Below are 18,241 nucleotides of genomic sequence, written 5' to 3'. Positions count from 1 at the left end.
TGACAGCATATAGGTGTCACAGCCGGGTGTCTAAGCGAGCAGTCATTAACTTACATCACGTGGGGAATGTTTTCCGCTAAGTTCCACGTAAACTTCAGCAAAGGCTGATCTTAAGCTCCCATTCAGCTATCGCGCCACGCGAGATCGCCATAGCCGTCGAGATGAGCCACCTCCCCGACCGGCTTGCGGGTGGTCGGACCGTAGCGCCCACGGGGCCAACCGAGCGGCACGATGCAACACGGCGTGACCGCATGCGGCAGGCGCAGGATCCGTCGCACGGCGCGCTGATTCCACAGCGGCAGGGTGATCAGCGACGCGCCCAAGCCCATGGCACGGGCAGCGAGCAGCAGATTCTGAACGCTGGGGTAGATCGACCCCCAGTAGGCCGACTCGGCGATGTGCGGCATGCGCACCACCGGCAAGCGGCCCTCCCGTGCGCCCAGTCGCAGGCAGGCCACCACGAGCACCGGGAGTTCGGCGAAATGGTCGATCTGCCACTCCATCGCCCGGGCAATACCGGCGATCGACTCGTCGGTTTTGATTTTTCGCCGCAACACCACACCGCGCTGAATTTTCCACGCCTGCCGATAACGCTTAGCCAATTCCTCTTTGACGCGGCGGTCCTTCACAACGATGAATTCCCAATTCTGCCCGTCATTTCCGGTCGGGGCACGCAGCGCCAGCTCGATGCACTTGAGCACGACCGCGTCATCGACCGGATCGGAGTACACCCGACGTATCGCGCGCTGCGTCATCATGGCCTCGGCCAGCGGCATGTCCAGCCGGGCCAACGCCGCGGCCGCAGTCGGCACATGAGTGTAAGTGAATTCTGATTCAGGCATTTTCACCCAGCCAAGTCGTTGTGAAGCGTTGGATCTCCGGAATGCCTTGCGCGAATTCACGGGCAAGGAAGCTCTCAATCGGGCCACCGACCAATGGCACTTTGAAACGGATCGTGCCGTTCAGCTCCAGCCTCGAGCCGGCGCCGTCGCGTTGGAGAACCGCGGCGCCGGTCCCCGATCCCGGGGCGCCGGTCACCGCGACAGTGATCTCCCCGTCGACCCGTCCGTCACCGGCCGGCGTCCACACCTCAGTGGTGACGATGTTGAGGTCACCTCGGTACACCTTGGCCAACATCCCGGGCAACGCGCCGTGGCGCAGGTCCTCAGTCACCACGACCCGGATCCGGCCGTGCGCATCGACGTCGAGGGAATCGAGGGTCTTGCTTCCGCCGAAGGCCTCCAGCCGGGCCTGCCAATAAGAGCGGTTCCCGAAGGCACCATAGACCTGCTCGACGGATGCCGGCGAGGAGAACGTCACCTCAAAGGAACGGGGCATTAACGCTGACCTCTCACTTGCCGAACAACCGGCTCACCAGGCCCGCGGCGAACTTGCGGACCCGGTCGAGCTGCTCGGGCTGGACGTTGGTGGGTGGTAGCCGCAGGCCCAGGTAGCGCTGCCGGTAGCGGCCGCTGCCCAGGTAGCTGGTCAACGCCAGCATTGAGCGCAGCGGGTCGCCGGGATAGCTGAGGTGAATCTCGTCCTGATAGCGACCGCCGCACTCCTCGGCCAGCCGGCAGACCTCGGCGTAATTCTCCTGCCAGAACTCGCGGCACACGGTGAACACCACAAACGGCTTGCCGTCCAGAAGCTTTCGCGCCTCGTCCGTCTGCAGAAACGACCTGATCGGCATGGCGGGCGCCTTCCACCAGGTCGGCGAGCCGATGCAGATCAAGTCGTACTCACCGTCGCGCACCGCGTCGGGCGTGCGGATCTCCCCCGTTTCGCCCCGCTGTTGTGCCTTGAGCACGCTGAGCATGTCCGGCCAGACCCGGCGCAGCGGGAACTGCGCGAAACGCTGCGAGTAGCGCGGGTCGGTGAACTCGATGCCGGCTTTGACCACCTCGCAGCCCCGCTGAGCGAACACCTCGCCGGCGGCCTCGAGCACCTTGAGCGACTGCCCGGAGAAGCTGTAGTACAACAACAGGATCCGCGGCGCTCGTCCGTTGCGCTCGCTGGCCTGAACCGCCATCTGTGCCTCCTGATTCATGCGGTGGTCCCAGCTTCGGCTCTCCTCCGTCGAGCCTCGCTGAACCGCCGGGTTGATACGGCGGTCCCAGCTTCGGCTCTCCTCCGTCGAGCCTCGCTGAACCGCCGGGTCCGACCGTGCGGTGCATCGACTTTCCGGCAAGCGTATTAGGCTCGCCGACGTGGCAGACAAGATCCCCGTCGACCTGCACGGCGCCGCGGCAACCATGCTGACGACGCTCTACCTCAAGGCCCTCGACGCCGATTTCGACCAGCCGGTGCTGGGCGATCGGTACGCCAGAGCGGCGGTCGAGCGTATCGACTTCGACTGGGATGCCCTCAAGGCTAACGGCCGCTGGGCGCCCCTGGTGACGGTGCGCACCGCGCAATACGACATCTGGGCGCGTCAGTTCCTGGCCGCCCACCCGGACGCGACCGTCATTCATCTCGGCTGCGGGATGGACGCCCGGGTCTTCCGGATCGATCCCGGTCCCGCGGTGGCCTGGTACGACGTCGACCAACCGCCGGTGATCGCGTTGCGCAAGCAGGTCTACCCCGACCGCCCGGGTTACCACTTGGTGGCGACGCTGGCGACGGACCCGTCGTGGCTGGACGACATTCCCACCGATCGCCCGGTCCTGCTGCTGGCCGAGGGCATCAGCATGTACCTGGCCGAAGCCGACGGTGTGGCACTGCTGCAGAGCATCGTCGACCGCTTCCCGGCCGGCGAACTGCAGATCGACTTCTACAATTGGTTCGGTATCAAGAGCCAGAAAACCCATCGGCTGCAACGACAGTCCGGCGCCACGTTGCACTGGGCGGTCAACGGCCCCAGCGACATTCTGGACAAGGTCACCGGTATTCGACTGTTGGCTGCCGCGAATTTCTTCGACGCGGAGACCTTCGGTCGGGTCCCAGCCGGATTCCGGCGATCCAGCCGCCTGGCTCGTGCGGTGGGGCCGCTGCGCGGAATGCTGCAGTACCACCGCTACGCCTTCGGTCCGGTCAGCTGACGCCGGCGTGCTGCTCGGCGATGTCGCACAGCAGCGCGCGAATCGCCTCCACCGAGCGCTCCGGCGCCGGACCGTGTGAGTGATATTCGATATTGAGCTGCCCAGAGAAGATCTGGGTGAAGTAGATGTCGATGCCTGCGCTCACGGCGAAATACAGCTCGCCGTGTGTCGTGGTCACCTCGACGCCCGGTGGTGTCCGCACCGGCGGAACCAGACCGTTGTTGCTCAGCACGACAACGTCGGGCAGTCCCGGTGGGTTTCCGACATACTGCGGGCTGAAGTGCAGCCGGGACTGTTGAATGACGCCTTCGTCGAGGTCTTTCTGGAAGTTCGCGGCGATATCGCGCGCCATTTCGACCAGGTCGGTCTTGGCGTCGATCTCGGCGAGATAGGTGGCCAGTCCGATCGGATTGGTGCATCCGGTAGCCGAAACCGGCGGTGACAGAAAGTATCTCAAGTCGACCGTATAGACGTAGGGCACCGGGATACTCAGCTTGCCGCGCAGTTGCCATTCGGCGATCAGCACCGCCGCCGACAACACCGCGTGCAGACTCAGGTCGTGTGCCCGGCCGAACGCGACCACGCTGTCGGTCTGGCTTTCGGTCAACCGGCACGACGCCATAGGCACCAGCACCGGCGACGACGGCGTCTCTTGGCCGACAGCCCGCCGAGTGGGCGGCAGGTCGTAGGCGAACAGTGCCGGCATGAACCGCTCGATCCCGGAACGCTGCTGCTTCGCGATCCCCCGATCGGCCAGCACCGCCTCGATGGACAACGGAGCGGGCTCAACGTTGATCGCACCGATCCGGCCGATGGTGACCAGGTCGGTATAGAAGGACAGCATCTCCTCGATCAGCGCATACATGTGGTGACCGTCGGCCACGGCATGGTGCACGTACAGCGTCGGCTGGGCCTGCCCATCGCGGATGATCACCCGCATCGCCACCAGTGACTCCGTCTGATCGAACCGCGGGGTGGGCGGCTGCGCGTCGGGCCCGTCGAGTTCGATGACCTCGATACCGTCGGGCATCAGGTCGTCGGTGACGAACTGGTGGCGTCCATCGGGCAGTCGCTCCAGGCGCCCGGTGAGGATCGGATGCGCCTCCAGCAGCGCCTCGTAGGCCTCCGAGAGCAGATCAATGTCGACCGGACCGGTGACGTGCGCGGCGAGGCCCACAAAATTGTGGGTCTCGGCGAGCATCTCCTCACTGATCGCCAGCTTCCGAATGACCGACGTGGCAAACACTTTCGGTTCTCTCCTAAATCAAAGGCCTACGACAACTCGACCAAGGTCATTTCGTCCTCGCCCTGCGAGGCCATGTCCTCTTCGGCGAGGGCCGCGCGGACCAGGTCCATCACCGCCGTGGAGAAGCCGTCGGCGATCGCGCGCACCACGGACTCCTCGATCCGGCGGCTGTCGTGCCACCAATCCAGGTACAGCACACCTCCCGTGCGATAGGCCCGCAGCTCCAGTGCGTGCCCCAGCCCCGGGATCGCCTCACGCACCGGCATCGCGGTATCGGGGTCGAACTGCACGGGCGCGTCGCCGAGCGATGGCGGCTCGGGAATCGCGCCGACGTAGTCGAAATGAATATCCGCGGGAGGAATCGAGCCGAACAGTCGCGCGGTCGGTGCGTACAGGTAGCGGAGCAGGCCGTAGCCGATTCCGTAATGCGGTACGCCGTCGAGCGCTTCGTGGACCGAGTCCAGCAGCTGCCGGGCACTTACCTGGCCCTCGGTGGAGCAGCCGAGCGCGACCGGGTAGAGCGTGGTGAACCAGCCCACGGTACGGCGCAGATCGACGTCGGGCTTGAGCACCGAACGGCCCGCACCCCCCATGTCGACGGCCACGGTGCCCTCGCCGATCACCGATGCCACCGCCCGGCTCAGGCCGGCCAACAGGATCTCGTTGATCGGCAACCGCAGCCGCCGGCGCGCGTCGTCGATCTCGCTGGTGTCGGCGGCAGGCAGCGTCGTGGTGAGCTTGGACAGGTCAGCGGCGGCCGGGGGTTCGGCGACATCCGCGGCCAGCCGCAGAGTCGCTGATTGCGTTGCCTTCAACCAGAACTCGCGGCTTTCCAGCACCGCCGGGTGGGTCGCGAGTCCGGCGCAACGCTGCGACCACTCGGTCCAGCCCACCCCGACCGGCTGCAGCTCGATGTCGTTGCCGGCCAGCTTCTGGCCGAAGCCCGTGAAGATGTCGGTCAGCAGGATGTCGCGGGACGCCTCATCACCGACTCCGGCGTGCAGGCTCAGCGCCAGGTAGCACAGATCACCCGACGCGCCCCGGATGTACAGCGCAGTCAGCGGCGGTCCGGAGAGGTCCTGGTCGCGGATGTGCTCGGCCAGCAGCGTGCGCACCGCGTCGTGTTCGGCGGTCAGCCCCTCGGGCAGCGAGTGGGTGCTGATCTCCCCGAAATCGCCGGGTTCGACGATCCGCTGCTCCCAGGTACCGGCCCGCTCGGTGATGCGCAGCCGCAGCGCGTCGTGGTGGTTGACCACCGCGGTCAACACGGCTCGCACGTCATCGACCGAGACGTCCGGCCGCAACCGCAGTATCAGCGGGATACGCCAGCGACCGTGTTCGCGGACACCGTTTTCCAGGAAGTAGGTGATGTTCGGCGGCACGGGCGGGTGCTCGACCTCGCCGAGCGATTGGCGCCCCAGCCCGCCGGCGGTGTATCGGGCGGTCAGCGCCTTGGCCAGCGCCGCCACCGTCGGGTTGTCGTAGAGGTCCTGCGGGGTGAGGTCCAGCCCCTCGTGGGAGGCGGCCATGGCGACGCTGATCGCCACCAGCGAGTCACCGCCGACGTCGAAGAAGTTGGCCGTGCGGTCCACTGAGCCGACACCCAGGCACAGCGCCCAGATGCGTTGCAGCGTCGCTTCGATCGAAGACCCGGCCGAGCCGCCACTGCCACTACCGTTGCTCTGCCCGCCGGCGGCGCCGCTTCCGGCGCCCGAGCCGGACACCCAGGTGGCGCCGGCATTGTGTTCAAGCCAATGCCGTTGGCGCTCAAAGGGGTAACCGGGAACAGTTACGTGCTTGGGTTGGTAATCGCCACGCAACGCCGACCAGTCCACGTCGACACCTGCAGCCCAGAGTTGGCCGAGGGCCAGCAAGAAGGTGTCGCGGTCGTCGCGGTTCTGCGCGTGGTGACGCATCAGTCGAACCGCCCGATGCCCACCCGCGAACTTCGGGTTGCGGGCCGCGGACGCGGTCAGGGTGGCTCCCGGGCCGACCTCGAGCAGGACGCGGTGCGGGTCGTTCAGCACCGTGTCGATCTCGTCGGCGAACCGTACGGTGGCCCGTACGCTGCGCGCCCACGTCGCAGGATTGGTCGCCTCGCTGGGCGCCAGCCAGGTACCGGTCAGGTTCGACAGCAGCGGGATCTGCGGTTCGTGCAGCGTCTGCCGGGACAGGAACGCGGTGAACTCCGAGATCATCGAGTCCATCAGGCGCGAGTGGAATGCGTGCGAGGTCCGGACCCGGCGCGCGTTGATCCCGGCCTGCTTGAGCGCGTCGGAGAATTCACGGCTGTCGGCTTCGGTTCCGGCGACCACGCAGCCGTCCGGGTCGTTGACCGCGGCCAGGTCGACACCCTCGGTCAGGTAGGCGCCGACCGCGTCGGCACTGATCGGTACGGCCACCATGACGCCCCGCGGTGCGGCATGCATCAATCGGGCCCGCATCGCCACCACCTTGATTGCGGTGTCGAGGTCGAAGACACCGGCAACGGTGGCGGCGGCGTATTCGCCGATGCTGTGGCCGACCAGCGCCGCCGGGCGCACACCGTAGCTCTCGACCAGCTTGGCCAGCGCGTATTCCACGGTGAACAGGGCCGGTTGGGTGCGGTCGGTGCGCTCCAGGTCCCGCGAGGTGCCCTCGAAGATCATCTCGCGCAGGTCGTAGCCCAGCTCCGCCTCGAAGCCGGCGACGCAGCGGTCGAAGTACTCGGCGAACACCGGCTCGTTGTCGTAGAGGCCGCGGGCCATTCCGATGTGCTGGGCACCCTGGCCCGGGAACAGGAACACCACCCGGTCGGCGGCGTCGCCCACCTCTTTGAGGTCCACGCCCTCGCCGATGAAGACGTTCTCGCTCTCTTCGGCGCCCAGCACCGCCGCCGCGTCGGCGCGATCGGCGACGACCGCGGCCAGCCGCAGGTTGTGCGGGTGCCGGTTGGCCAGCGTGTACGCAACATCCGGGAGGCTGGGCGCCTCGGCGTCGTCACCGCCGGACAGCTCAGCAGCCAGATCGATGCGTCCCTGCGCCAGTGCCTCGGCGGTACGCGCCGACAGCAACAGCACCTCGGGGCCGGGCTTGGGCGCGGCGCCGGCGGTCTCCTCTTGCGGCCACTCCTCGACGATGACGTGGGCGTTGGTGCCGCCGACGCCGAACGAGCTGACCCCGGCGCGCCGGATGCCGTCGGACTCCCAGGGCCCGTATTCGCCGCGGATCCGGAACGGCCCGTCTTCGAGGTGCAGTTCGGGGTTCGGGCTGGTGTAGTGCAGCGTGCCGGGAATAGCCCGGTGCTTGAGGCACAGGATGGTCTTGATCAGGCTGGCGATACCTGCCGCCGACTCCAGGTGGCCGATGTTGGACTTCACCGAGCCCACATAGCAGGGGCCGGACCGCTGTTCCTCGGAGACCGCGAAAGCCTGTCGCAGGCCTTCGATTTCGATCGGGTCACCCAGCGGGGTGGCGGTGCCGTGCGACTCGATGTAACTGATGGTGGACGCGTCGACTTCGGCGACCGCGTGCGCCTCGGCGATCACGTCAGCCTGCCCGGCCGCGGTGGGCGCCGCGTAGGTCATCTTGGTGCCGCCGTCGTTGTTCAGCGCCGAACCCCGGATCACCGCGTGGATCTGGTCACCGTCATCGACGGCCGCATCCAGCGACTTGAGCACCACCACACCGACACCGCTGGCGAAGATGGTGCCGTCGGCGCGCACGTCGAACGGCCGGCAATGCCCGCTCGCCGAGACCATCGAGCCCGGCTCGTGCCAGTACCCGACGTGGTGCGGAACCCGCAGCGACGAACCACCGGCCAGCGCCATGTCGCATTCGCCGCCCAGGATGCTCTGGCAGGCCAGGTGCAGCGCGACCAACGCCGACGAGCAGGCCGTCTGCACCGACAGTGCCGGGCCGTGCAGGTCGAGCTGGTGAGCCACCCGGGTGGCCAGATAGTCCTTGTCGTTCTGCAACGACAGGTTGACCATCTCGAAGCTGACGCCCTGGCCGATGATCAGGTTCGGGTCGTAGTGCGACATCAGGTTGTGCAGCAGGTAGCCACTGGTGGTGCTGGTCCCGTAGACGCCGACCGATCCCTCGATCTCGCCGGGCCGGTAGCCGGCGTCCTCCAGGGCGTGCCAGGCGGTCTGCAGGAACAGCCGGTGCTGCGGGTCCATGGTGCGAGCAGCCAACGGGGTGAAGCCGAAGAAGCCCGCATCGAACTCGTCGATGCCGTCCAGCAGCGCGGCCCGCCGCACATAGTTGTGGTTCGCCAGTGCCTTGTCACTCACACCGCTGGCGCGCAGCTCGTCCTCGGACAACGTGACGATGGATTCGGTGCCGTTGCGCAGGTTGTTCCAGAATCCGGTCAGGGTGCGGGCACCCGGAAAGCGCCCCGCCATGCCGACAACCGCGATCGCGTTGGGCGGCACTTCATTGTTGGTCACGAACGATCTCCTACTTTTCGCCGTGCCGCGGCCCGCTGACGTGCCGCGGCACGCTGCTGGGCTCGGCTCCGAACACCGCCGACGTCGCCTGCGCCGTCCGCCCCTTCCGGCTCGGCGAGGCCGAGTTGGCGGGCCAGGTCAGCGGCCAGGTCGGTCAATGAGGCACCCTGCAGCAGCAGTGCCACCGGGGGCTCCGCACCGAAGTCGCCCCGGACGGTGTTGCGGATGCGCACTGCCATCAGTGAATCCATGCCGAGCTCGGTCAACGGCCTCGCCGGGTCGATGACGCTACCCTTGGGGTAGCCCATGATCGCCATGATCCGCGAACCCAACCGTGCAACAACGGCTTTGGTGGCCTCGGCGGCGTTGAGTTGCTTGAGGCCTTCCGGACCGGGCCAGTCGTCGTCCTCGTCGTCGAGGTCGAGTTCTTCGGCCAGGGTCGCGAAGTACCCGAGCTGCTGCAGTTCCGGGAAGGCCGCGGCCACCCGGTCCAGGCGCAGCCGGGCAACACCGATCCGGGAAAGATCGCCGCCGAGGACGGCCTCGAGGGCCTCCATGCCTTCGTCGGGGTTGATCGGGTCCAGCGCGCTGAACTTGAGCTCCTGGGCGACACCGACTCCGGACCATTGGCCCCAGTTGATGGTGATCGCCGGCAGCCCGGCGGCCCGCCGCCACGCCACCAGGCCGTCCAGCCAGGCGCTGGCCGCGGCGTAGGACGCCTGGCCGGGTGCCCCCAGCAGCGACGAGGTCGAGGAGAACCCGACCCACCAGTCCAGCTCTTTGCCGACCGTCGCGACGTGCAGTCGCAGTGCGGCCGCGGCCTTGGGCGCCCACACCCGACCGAGCGTGTCTTTGTCGATGCCGACCACGATTTGGTCATCGATGACCGCGGCACCGTGGATGACACCGCGCAGCGTCAGCCCGGTCTGTTCCGCGGCGGCGACCAGGCTCTCGGCCACACCCGGTGCGGCGAGATCGCCCGAGACGACCGCGATCTGGGCCCGCGCCTCCAGCTCGGACAGCACGGCGCGCTGCTCCTCCGACGGCTGCGAGCGGCTGTTGAGCACGATCCGCGCGGCACCGCGGTCGATCAGCCACCGGGCGACGACCAGCCCGATGCCGCCCAGGCCGCCGGTCAGCACGTAGGCGCCGTCCGATCGCACGGTCGGGGCGCCGGTGGGTGTCAAGGTCGCGCGCTTCAGACGTTCGGCGTAGCGGTGCTCCCCGCGCCAGGCCACCACGTCATCGGTGCTCGCCAGCCCCAGCTCGGTGATCAACGCCGCCGCCGGATCCGCCGACGCGTCCAGGTCGACCACGCCGGTGTGCAGGTCCGGGTGCTCGTAGGCCAACACCCGAACCAGCCCCTTGAGGGCGCTGATCGACGGGTCACCGTGCTCAAGCGCACCCACGGTCAGGCCGTTGCGGCCCACCAGCCACAGCCGCGGCGTGGCGCCGTGCCAGCCGCCGACGATGGTGCGCACCGTGGAGGCGACCGACCAGGCCAGGTCACGACCGCGTGCCGGCGCATCGCCGATCTCGGTGCCGTCGAAGGCACCTTGAGCAGCCAACACGATCACCCCGACCGGAGGCCGGTCCGGGTCGTCGGCGGTCTGCGCGAACGCCTCCCGCACGGCGGGTTCGCTGGCCAGGTCTGCGGTGATCACCCGGCGGCTGTCCGAACCGAAGCGAGTGGCGAAATCGGCTGCCAGCGCTTCGGTTTCGGCACCGTCGGTGAGCACCAGCCAGCTGCCATCGGGAGCTGCCGGCGGCTGCGCGGGGACAGACGTGTCGATCCACTCGGTGTCGAAGATCTTCTGGGTCAACGGCAGCGGCACGGTACGGCGCTGCACCCGCTGCAGATAGATCCCGGACAGCTCGGCCGTGACCGCCCCGGTGTCGTCGGTCAGCGTGACCCGGCCCAGGATCCCGCCGTCGTCGTGGCTGACCAGTTCGGCGTGCCCGCGGGCCCGGCGGCCGACGTCGCCGAAGATCCGGATGTTCTCAACAGCCACCGGAAGATAGGTGGCCTCTTCCATCCCGGCCGAGCCCATCAACGACTCGTCGGGCAGCGCCGCGGCCAGGCACTGCAGGGCCGCGTCGAGCATCACCGGGTGGATCCGATAACCCCGGTGCGCGGTGGCCTCGTCGGGCAGCACGATCTCGGCCTCCGAGGCGCCGCCGGGCTTGCGCACGATCCGCGTCAGCGCGGCGAACGCCGGCCCGTGCTGCAGGCCGGTGCGGCGCAGCGCCGTGTAGAGGTCGGCCGGTGAGAGCGCGGTGCCGCCGCCGGTGGGTGCCGGACGTTGCGCCGCAGCAGCGGGTTGCGCCGCCGCAGCGCGGGCCACGGCGTGCCGGGACCAGCTGCCGCCGGCCGGGCGGGAATGGATCTCGATGCGCAGTTCGTCGGAACCGTCGGCGTCGTGCAGCAACCGGGTGGTGACTTCGGTCCGCTCGTCGACGCGCAGCATCTGCTCCACCTCGACCCGATCCACCGCGACGGCGGACGGCGGCAGACCCAAGGCCTCACCCGCCGCCGCCAACGCCATCTCGGCGAAGCCGGTCGCGGGCATCACGACCTGGCCGTGCACCTTGTGGTGGGCCATCCACGCCACGAGGTCGGTGCCCACGTCGGCCTGCCAGACGTGGCCGTGGCCCGACGGCAGCTCGACGTGGATACCCAGCAGCGGATGTGCATCGGCGCTGTGACGGTTCGCGGCGACCGGCGCGGCCCAATAGCGGACGTGCTGCCACGGCCGCGGCGGCAGATCGGCGCGGCCGATCCCGCCGTCGGGCTGCGGTGCGTCGGCAGGCGGCGGTGCCACTGTCGCCAGATTGGTGTGGAAGCTCAGCGCCTCGGGCTGCTCGCGCAGCAGGGTGCCGGTCACCACGCTGTCGCCGGCGGGCCGCGCGGTTTCAAGGTTGCCGTTGATGGCGTGGCTGAGCAACGGATGCGGGCTGACTTCGATGAAGGTGGCGTGCCCAGCGGCGGCCGCAGTCACGGCCTGGGCGAACCGCACCGGGTTGCGCAGGTTGTGCACCCAGTAGTCCGCATCGAAAGCCGGCACGCCGGTTCCTTCTTGACCGACGGTGCTGATCAGCGGAATCTTCGGCGCGGACGGCCTCAGGTCAGCCAGCGCGCTCCGCAGGTCGCCCAGGATCGGGTCGACGGTCGGGTGATGCGACGCCACGTCCACCTCGACGCGGCGGGCCAGTTTGCCCTGGGCGTCGACGATCGCGACGACGGCGTCGACCTGGTCGGGCGGTCCGGCGATCACGGTCTGCTGCGGCGCTGCGTACACCGCCACGGTGATGTCCGGGTGCTCGGCGACCAGCTTTTCGGCGGCGTCGGCATCGAGCTCCAGCAGCGCCATCGCGCCCTGGCCGCTCAATCGGGCCATCAGTCTCGACCGGGTGGCGATCACCTTCAGGCCGTCCGCGGGGCTCAGCGCACCGGCCACCACGGCCGCGGCCACCTCCCCCATCGAATGGCCGATCACCGCGTCCGGCTCGACTCCGTGGGATCGCCACAGCGCCGTCAGTGCCAGCTGCATGCCCACCAACACCGGCTGGATGCGATCGATGCCGACCACCGGCTCGCCGGATTCGAGAACCTGGCGCAACGAGAACCCAACCTGCGCAACGAAATCGGGCTCCAGCTCGTCCACGGCGGCGGCGAACGCCGGCTCATCGATCAGCAGTTGGCGGCCCATGCCGGCCCACTGAGATCCCTGGCCCGAGTACAGGAACACGGTTCCTTTGCCGCGCAACGTGGCACGCGTGCCGACCACTCCGGGAGCCGGGTATCCGCCGGCGACCGCCCGCAACCCGGCCAGCGCCTGCTCGGTGTCGCGTGCGCAGACGGTGGCGAACTTGGCGTACCGGCTGCGGTGGTGATTGAGGGTGTTGGCGACGTCTGCCAGCGGTACGGCGGCGCCCGGGCCCGCGATCCAGTCAGCCAACGTGGCGGCCCAATCCGCCACCCGCTTTTCGGTTTTGCCCGAGATCACCAGCGTGGCGACCGGTTCGGCCGACGCCGGTGCCGGTACCGGGTCCGGTCCCTGCTCGAGCACCACGTGCGCGTTGGTTCCACCCAGCCCGAACGATGACACCGCGGCCCGGCGCGGCCCCTCGGCCGCCGGCCAAGGCGTCATCTCAGTGGGGACGAACAGCCGCGTCGGAGACGGGTCGATCGCCGGGTTCCACTTGGAGAAGTGCAGGTTCGGCGGAATCTGGCCGTGTTGCACAGACAACGCGGCCTTGATGAAGCCGGCGATGCCGGCCGCCGCCTCCAGGTGCCCGATGTTGGTCTTGACCGCACCCAAGGCGCACTTGTCGGCGCCGCGGCCGTAGACGTCTGCGAGCGCCTCGAACTCGATCGGGTCACCCAAAGCCGTTCCGGTGCCGTGCGTCTCGATGAGGTTCACCGAATTGGCCGTAACGTCGGCACTACGCAGCGCCCGGCTGATCGCGTCGATCTGAGCGATGGTGTTCGGCGCGGTCAGCCCGTTGGACTTGCCGTCGGAGTTGACCGCCGAGCCGCGCACCACCGCCAGCACCCGGTCGCCGTCACGGATGGCGTCGGTGAGGCGCTTGAGTACGACGATCCCGGCGCCCTCGCCGCGCACGAATCCGTCCGCTCCGGCGTCGAAGGTGTGGCATCGGCCGCGCGGTGACAGCATTCCCCACTTGGCCATGGCGACCTGTGTTTCCGGCCGCAGGATGAGGCTGACACCGCCGGCCAGGGCCAGGTCGCTCTCCCGCATGCGCAGGCTCTGGCAGGCCATGTGGATCGTGACCAGCGACGACGAGCATGCCGAGTCCATCGCGACCGCGGGACCGCGCAGTCCCAGCAGGTAGGCGATTCGGCCGACGGCGACGGCGTGGGCGTTACCGGTGGCCGAGTAGCCGTCGATCGCATCTGGATTGGCTGCTGAAATCCCTTGGTATTCGGTGTAATACACACCCATCATCACCGCGGACCGGATGCCCGACAGGGTTTCCGGCGACAACCCGGCGTGTTCGAGGGCCTCCCAAGCAACCTCGAGCATCAGACGCTGTTGCGGGTCCATCGCCTCGGCTTCGCGCGGAGAGATTCCGAAGAAGTCGGCGTCGAAGCCGGCAACGTCGGAGATGAAGCCACCCCACTTCGACGACATCCGGCCCGGGGCCAGCGGATCCGGGTCGTAGTACTCGTCGGCGTCCCAGCGATCCGAAGGGATTTCGGTGATGGCGTCGCGCCCGGTCTCCAACAGCTCCCAGTAGGCGTCCGGGCCCGAGGCACCGCCCGGGAAGCGGCAGCCGATCCCGACGACCGCAATCGGTTCGGCGGCGGCGATCCGCGACGCCTTGTCGAACTGCTCGGTCAGCGCCCCCCGCTTGTCGGCCCCCATGGCCGACATCCTGTTGAAGATCGTCGTCATTAATAAATACCGCTCTCGCTACCGGTCGAAGCCGACTCGACCTGATCGAACAACTCGTCCAGCACACCGCCGGATGAGCCGAACCCCAAATCATCGTCGTCTTGCCCCGTTGTGGTGTCCGGTTCGACATAACGTGACGCCAGCAGTCCCACCAGGTGCGTTGCCAACGCTGAGATGCTGGGGTGATTCCACAGCATCGACGCCGACAAATCCACCCCCACCAACTGTTGTGTCTCTTTCAGAACCGTCATCGCGATCATGGAATCGAGCCCCATCTCCGGGAACGGCTGATCCACATCGACCGCTGTCGCAGATGTCCGAAGTTCGCGGGCCAGAATAGCCTGCAGCCTGACCACCAGTTCCCCGTGCCGCTGGTCGGCGGGGATGGTCGACCAGTCCGGAACGCCTGCCGCCGAGGCAGCGGCGCCGGACTGCTCACTGGTCGCAGCAGCACCGAGCGTCACTCCGGCTTCAGAGGCCTCGCTCACCAGATCCTCGAAGAAGGTCAGCTCACGGAACTCCGGCGAGGTGGCGACCGCACGGTCGATGCGCAGGCGTCCCACCCCGATCCGGGCCCCGATCCGGCCGGCGTCGGCACCCAGCACGGCATCCAGTGCCTCGATGCCTTCGTCGGGGCTGATCGGGTCGAGGACGCTGAGCGTCATCGACCGTCCGAGACCCACATCGGACCACTGGCCCCAGTTGATCGCGGTCGCGGGCAGACCGGAGGCGTGCCGCCACGCCATCAGCGCATCCAGCCAGGCGTTGGAGGTGGCGTAGCCGAGCTGGCCGGGCAGACCCAGCAGCGCGGCCATCGAGGAGAAACCCACCCACCAGTCAAGCTGGGTGGCTGCGGTCGCCGCATGCAGCCGGGCGGCGCCGACGGCCTTGGCGGACCAGACGCTCTCCAAGCTCTCGCGGGTCACGGCCGTCACCAGTCCGTCGCCGAGCACACCGGCGGCGTGCACGACACCGCGCAGCGGCTTGCCCGTCTCCTGCGCGGCGGCCACCAGAGCGTCGGCTACTCCCGGTGAACTGATGTCGCCGGCGACAAAGACCACCTCGGTTCCGGCGGCCAGTTCGTCCAGGACGGCGCGCTGTTGTTCGGCGGGCTCGCTGCGGCCGTTCAGCACGATTCGGCCGGCGCCGCGGGCCACCAGCCAGCGGGCCACCACGATGCCCAGACCGCCCAGACCACCGGTGAGCAGGTAGGAGCCGTCGGCGCGCACCTCGGCCTGCGGGGCCTGGATCGTCTCGGCACCGTCGAGGGTGGCCCGGGTGAGCCGTTCGGTGTAGCGCTGTCCGCCGCGCCAGGCGATCACGTCGTCGCGCAGCGGAGCGCCCAGTTCGGCCAGCAGGGCGTCGGCCAGGGCCGCGGTGTCCGCCGAGGCGTCCAGGTCGACCAGGGTGGCGCCCAGGTCGGGCTCATCGGCCAGCACCCGGGCGAGTTCGCCGGGGAAGCGCCAGGTACGGACCACACCTTTGAGCGCGCCGATAGCCGGGTCAGCCGGCTCATGCGGCTCACGATCGCCGAAGGCCAACCCGCCGCGGCTGACCAGCCACAACCGCGGCTTGTTGGCTCCGGTCGCAGCCGGCCAGCCCTGGACCGCTGCGCGAGCCGTCGATGAAGCCGTCCAGACGAGCTCGCGGGCGCGAGCCAGTGCGCCTTCCGGGTCGGACCCGTCGAATCCGCGCCGGTCCAGGAAGACCACGATGCCGGCCGGCGGATGCGCGGGGTCGGCGGCGGCACGTGCAACCGCTTCAGTCAGGGCCGGTTCGTCGGCGAACGGGCCGGTCACAACCTTGCGATTCGGGCCGCCCAGGCGTGCCCCGAACTGCGCGGCGAGTTCACCGGCCGACGGCTCGGACAGCACCAGCCAGCTGCCGTCGGCAGCCCCGGCGGCGTCGGGTGCAGGCGACAGAGCCCACTCGGTGGCAAAGAGCTTCTGATCCAGCGGCACCCGCAGGGACCGGGGATCGAGCGGGCGCAGCTCGATGCCGGTGAGCTCTGCAAGGACGGCGCCCGCCTCATCGCTCAGGACGACCCGGCCAACGGCCACCTGGTCTTCGTGACTGGTCACTTCGGCGTGGCAACCAACCTGGCGCCCAGCCGGGGCGAACACCCGTACCGCGGCCACCGCCGTCGGCACGTAGCTGATCCCCTCGGCCGAGATAGCCGCCGCCAGTTGCCGCAGCCCGGCATCGAGCAATGCGGGGTGCAGGCGGTAGGCGGGATGGGTGGCCACGCTGTCGGGCAACGTGAGCACACTGTGCGCGGAGTCCTCTTGGGACGCCGAACCGTCCCGCTCGGCCGGTGCCGGCGAGATGTCGGCGACCACATGCCGGGACCATGCTTCGCCGGCCGCGCGGGCGTGGATCTCGACCCGGGTCTGCCCCTCGCTGCCGCTGAGCTGGGTGGTGACCTGCATCCCGCGCTCCAGCACCAGCGGCTGTTCGATCTGTATGCCGGTCACCGCGATCGACTCGGTGGGTCGGCCGAGCGCCTCGCTGCCCGCTGCCACCAGCATCTCGATCAGCGCCGCCGCCGGCGCCACGGACTGTCCGTGCACCGGGTGCTCGGCCAGCCACGGCATCGTCTCGGTGCTCAGATCGTTCTGCCAGATGTGGTCGCCGCCGCTGAGCATCTCGACGTGCACACCGAGCAGTGGATGCACGTCCTGGGCCTGAGTAGCTGGTCCACGCGGGGCGAGCCAATGCCGGCTGTGCTGCCAGGGGGTGGTCGGCAGTTCGGCGAATCCGCCGGCCTGGGAGGGATTGGCAGCGTTGGTGTCGCCGGCATGCCGGCCGAGTTCGGTGAGCTGAACATGGAAGCTCAGGGTTTCGTCGTCGCCCCGGCGCAGGGTCGAGGCCACGGTCACCGGTTCGGCGGCGGCGGCTTCGGCCGTCTCGGTGATCGAGTGGGTCAGCAACGGGTGGGGGCTGATCTCGATGAACGTGTCGTGCTCCGCGACCGCCACGGTCACGGCTTGGCTGACCAACGCGGGCTTGCGCACGTTGGCCACCCAGTAGTCCGCGTCCAAACGCGGCGTGGGCCCCGCAGGATCCACCGCCGTGGATATGAACGGGATCTGCGGCATTTGTGGGGTCAGGTCGGCCAACTCGGCACGCAGCTCATCCAGGATCGGATCCATGAACGCGGTATGGGAAGCCACTTCCATATTCACCCGCCGCGCAAACCGCTCCGCAGCAGCCACCGCAGCAATCACCGCATCCACATCCGCCGGCGAACCCGCCACCACCGTCTGCCGCGGCGACAAATACCCCGCCACCTCAACACCGGGATAACCCACCAACAACTCCTGGGCCGCGGCGGCATCCAACTCCAACAACGCCACCGCACCCTGACCGGCCTGACGCGACATCAACGCCGACCGCACCCCGATCACCTTCAAACCCTGCTCCGGCGTCAGCGCCCCGGCCACCACCGCCGCAGACACCTCCCCCATCGAATGCCCAATCACCGCATCCGGAACAACCCCATACGAACGCCACAACGCAGCCAACGCCAACTGCAACGCCATGATCACCGGCTGCACCTGCGCATCACCAGAAATCTCAACGCCCTGCTCAATCACCTCACGCAGCGAAAAACCCACCTGCCGGGCAAAAAGCGGCTCCAACTCAGCAACAGCATCGGCAAACACCGGCTCATCGGCCAACAACCGACGACCCATCCCCACCCAATGCGAACCCTGACCCGAAAACACAAACACCGGCCGAGATGTCGCCGGACGCGGCCGGGGCTCGATGACGCCGGGCGCGGACTCGCCAGCAGCCAGCGCCGTCAGGCCGGCCACCGCGGCGGCGCGGTCGCGAACGCATACACCCGCGGTGTATTTGAAGCGGCTTCGGTTCTGCTGCAGGGTCACTGCGACGTCGGCCAGGGACACACCAGCACCATCGGTCTGCATCCACTGTGCGAGTACTCCGGCGGTTGCCGCGATACGCGCCGGCGACTTCCCCGACACCACCAACGTGCTCACCGGCGCGGGAGCACCCGCCGCAGCAACCTCAACATCGGGAGCCTGCTCCACAATCACATGCGCATTAGTGCCCGACACCCCAAACGAGGACACCCCCGCC

Annotated in this window: 8 protein-coding genes; 1 reads left to right on the top strand and 7 read right to left on the bottom strand. The window is 68.5% G+C overall.

What is annotated here, in order from left to right; translation table 11 throughout:
* Positions 1-122: 122 nt before the first annotated feature.
* Genes ACJH71_RS05035 through ACJH71_RS05025 form a run of 3 tightly spaced genes read right to left on the bottom strand, consistent with a single transcriptional unit; the run spans position 123 to position 2,050 of the window.
* Positions 123-842: a nitroreductase family protein gene (locus tag ACJH71_RS05035; RefSeq protein ID WP_406757242.1), complete on the bottom strand. Its 720-nt coding sequence runs from the start codon at positions 840-842 to the stop codon at positions 123-125.
* A complete protein-coding gene (locus ACJH71_RS05030) occupies positions 835-1,338 on the bottom strand; it encodes a DUF2505 domain-containing protein (RefSeq protein ID WP_406756937.1) in 504 nt (167 codons plus the stop codon). The genes ACJH71_RS05035 and ACJH71_RS05030 overlap by 8 nt, the downstream gene beginning before the upstream one ends.
* Positions 1,339-1,351: 13 nt before the next feature.
* Positions 1,352-2,050, bottom strand: coding sequence for a flavodoxin family protein (locus tag ACJH71_RS05025; RefSeq protein ID WP_406756936.1), 699 nt, complete (start codon positions 2,048-2,050; stop codon positions 1,352-1,354).
* Between the two features lie 160 nt (positions 2,051-2,210).
* Between ACJH71_RS05025 and ACJH71_RS05020 the strand changes: the two genes are divergently transcribed.
* The gene (locus ACJH71_RS05020) at positions 2,211-3,041 is read left to right on the top strand and encodes a class I SAM-dependent methyltransferase (protein WP_406756935.1); all 831 of its coding nucleotides are present in this window, start codon (positions 2,211-2,213) and stop codon (positions 3,039-3,041) included.
* On the opposite strand, the gene ACJH71_RS05015 is transcribed toward ACJH71_RS05020, so the two are convergent.
* The 4 genes from ACJH71_RS05015 to ACJH71_RS05000 are packed head-to-tail and all read right to left on the bottom strand — an operon-like array spanning position 3,034 to position 18,219.
* Positions 3,034-4,287 carry a phthiocerol/phthiodiolone dimycocerosyl transferase family protein gene (locus tag ACJH71_RS05015; protein ID WP_406756934.1) on the bottom strand — a complete coding sequence of 418 codons (1,254 nt, stop codon included), beginning with the start codon at positions 4,285-4,287 and terminating at the stop codon, positions 3,034-3,036. The two genes, ACJH71_RS05020 and ACJH71_RS05015, sit on opposite strands and share 8 nt — an antisense overlap.
* A gap of 26 nt (positions 4,288-4,313) precedes the next feature.
* Positions 4,314-8,717: a type I polyketide synthase gene (locus ACJH71_RS05010; protein WP_406756933.1), complete on the bottom strand. Its 4,404-nt coding sequence runs from the start codon at positions 8,715-8,717 to the stop codon at positions 4,314-4,316.
* On the bottom strand, positions 8,714-14,137 hold the full coding sequence (locus tag ACJH71_RS05005) for a type I polyketide synthase (protein WP_406756932.1): 5,424 nt from the start codon (positions 14,135-14,137) through the stop codon (positions 8,714-8,716). Before ACJH71_RS05005 ends, ACJH71_RS05010 begins: the two co-directional genes overlap by 4 nt.
* A complete protein-coding gene (locus ACJH71_RS05000) occupies positions 14,137-18,219 on the bottom strand; it encodes an SDR family NAD(P)-dependent oxidoreductase (protein ID WP_406756931.1) in 4,083 nt (1,360 codons plus the stop codon). The genes ACJH71_RS05005 and ACJH71_RS05000 overlap by 1 nt, the downstream gene beginning before the upstream one ends.
* Positions 18,220-18,241 lie beyond the last annotated feature (22 nt).

It is taken from the genome of Mycobacterium sp. SMC-15, assembly GCF_045310925.1.
In the GTDB taxonomy this organism is placed as follows: Bacteria; Actinomycetota; Actinomycetes; order Mycobacteriales; family Mycobacteriaceae; genus Mycobacterium.
The sequence above is the reverse complement of the archived record's forward strand: the minus strand, read 5'-3'. Positions and strand labels throughout refer to the sequence as shown.

Excerpts from the sequence above, each read along its gene's own strand:
- ACJH71_RS05035 (WP_406757242.1), bottom strand. The coding sequence starts at position 842 with ATGCCTGAATCAGAATTCACTTACACTCATGTGCCGACTGCGGCCGCG.
- ACJH71_RS05030 (WP_406756937.1), bottom strand. The coding sequence starts at position 1,338 with ATGCCCCGTTCCTTTGAGGTGACGTTCTCCTCGCCGGCATCCGTCGAG.
- ACJH71_RS05025 (WP_406756936.1), bottom strand. The coding sequence starts at position 2,050 with ATGAATCAGGAGGCACAGATGGCGGTTCAGGCCAGCGAGCGCAACGGA.
- ACJH71_RS05005 (WP_406756932.1), bottom strand. The coding sequence starts at position 14,137 with ATGACGACGATCTTCAACAGGATGTCGGCCATGGGGGCCGACAAGCGG.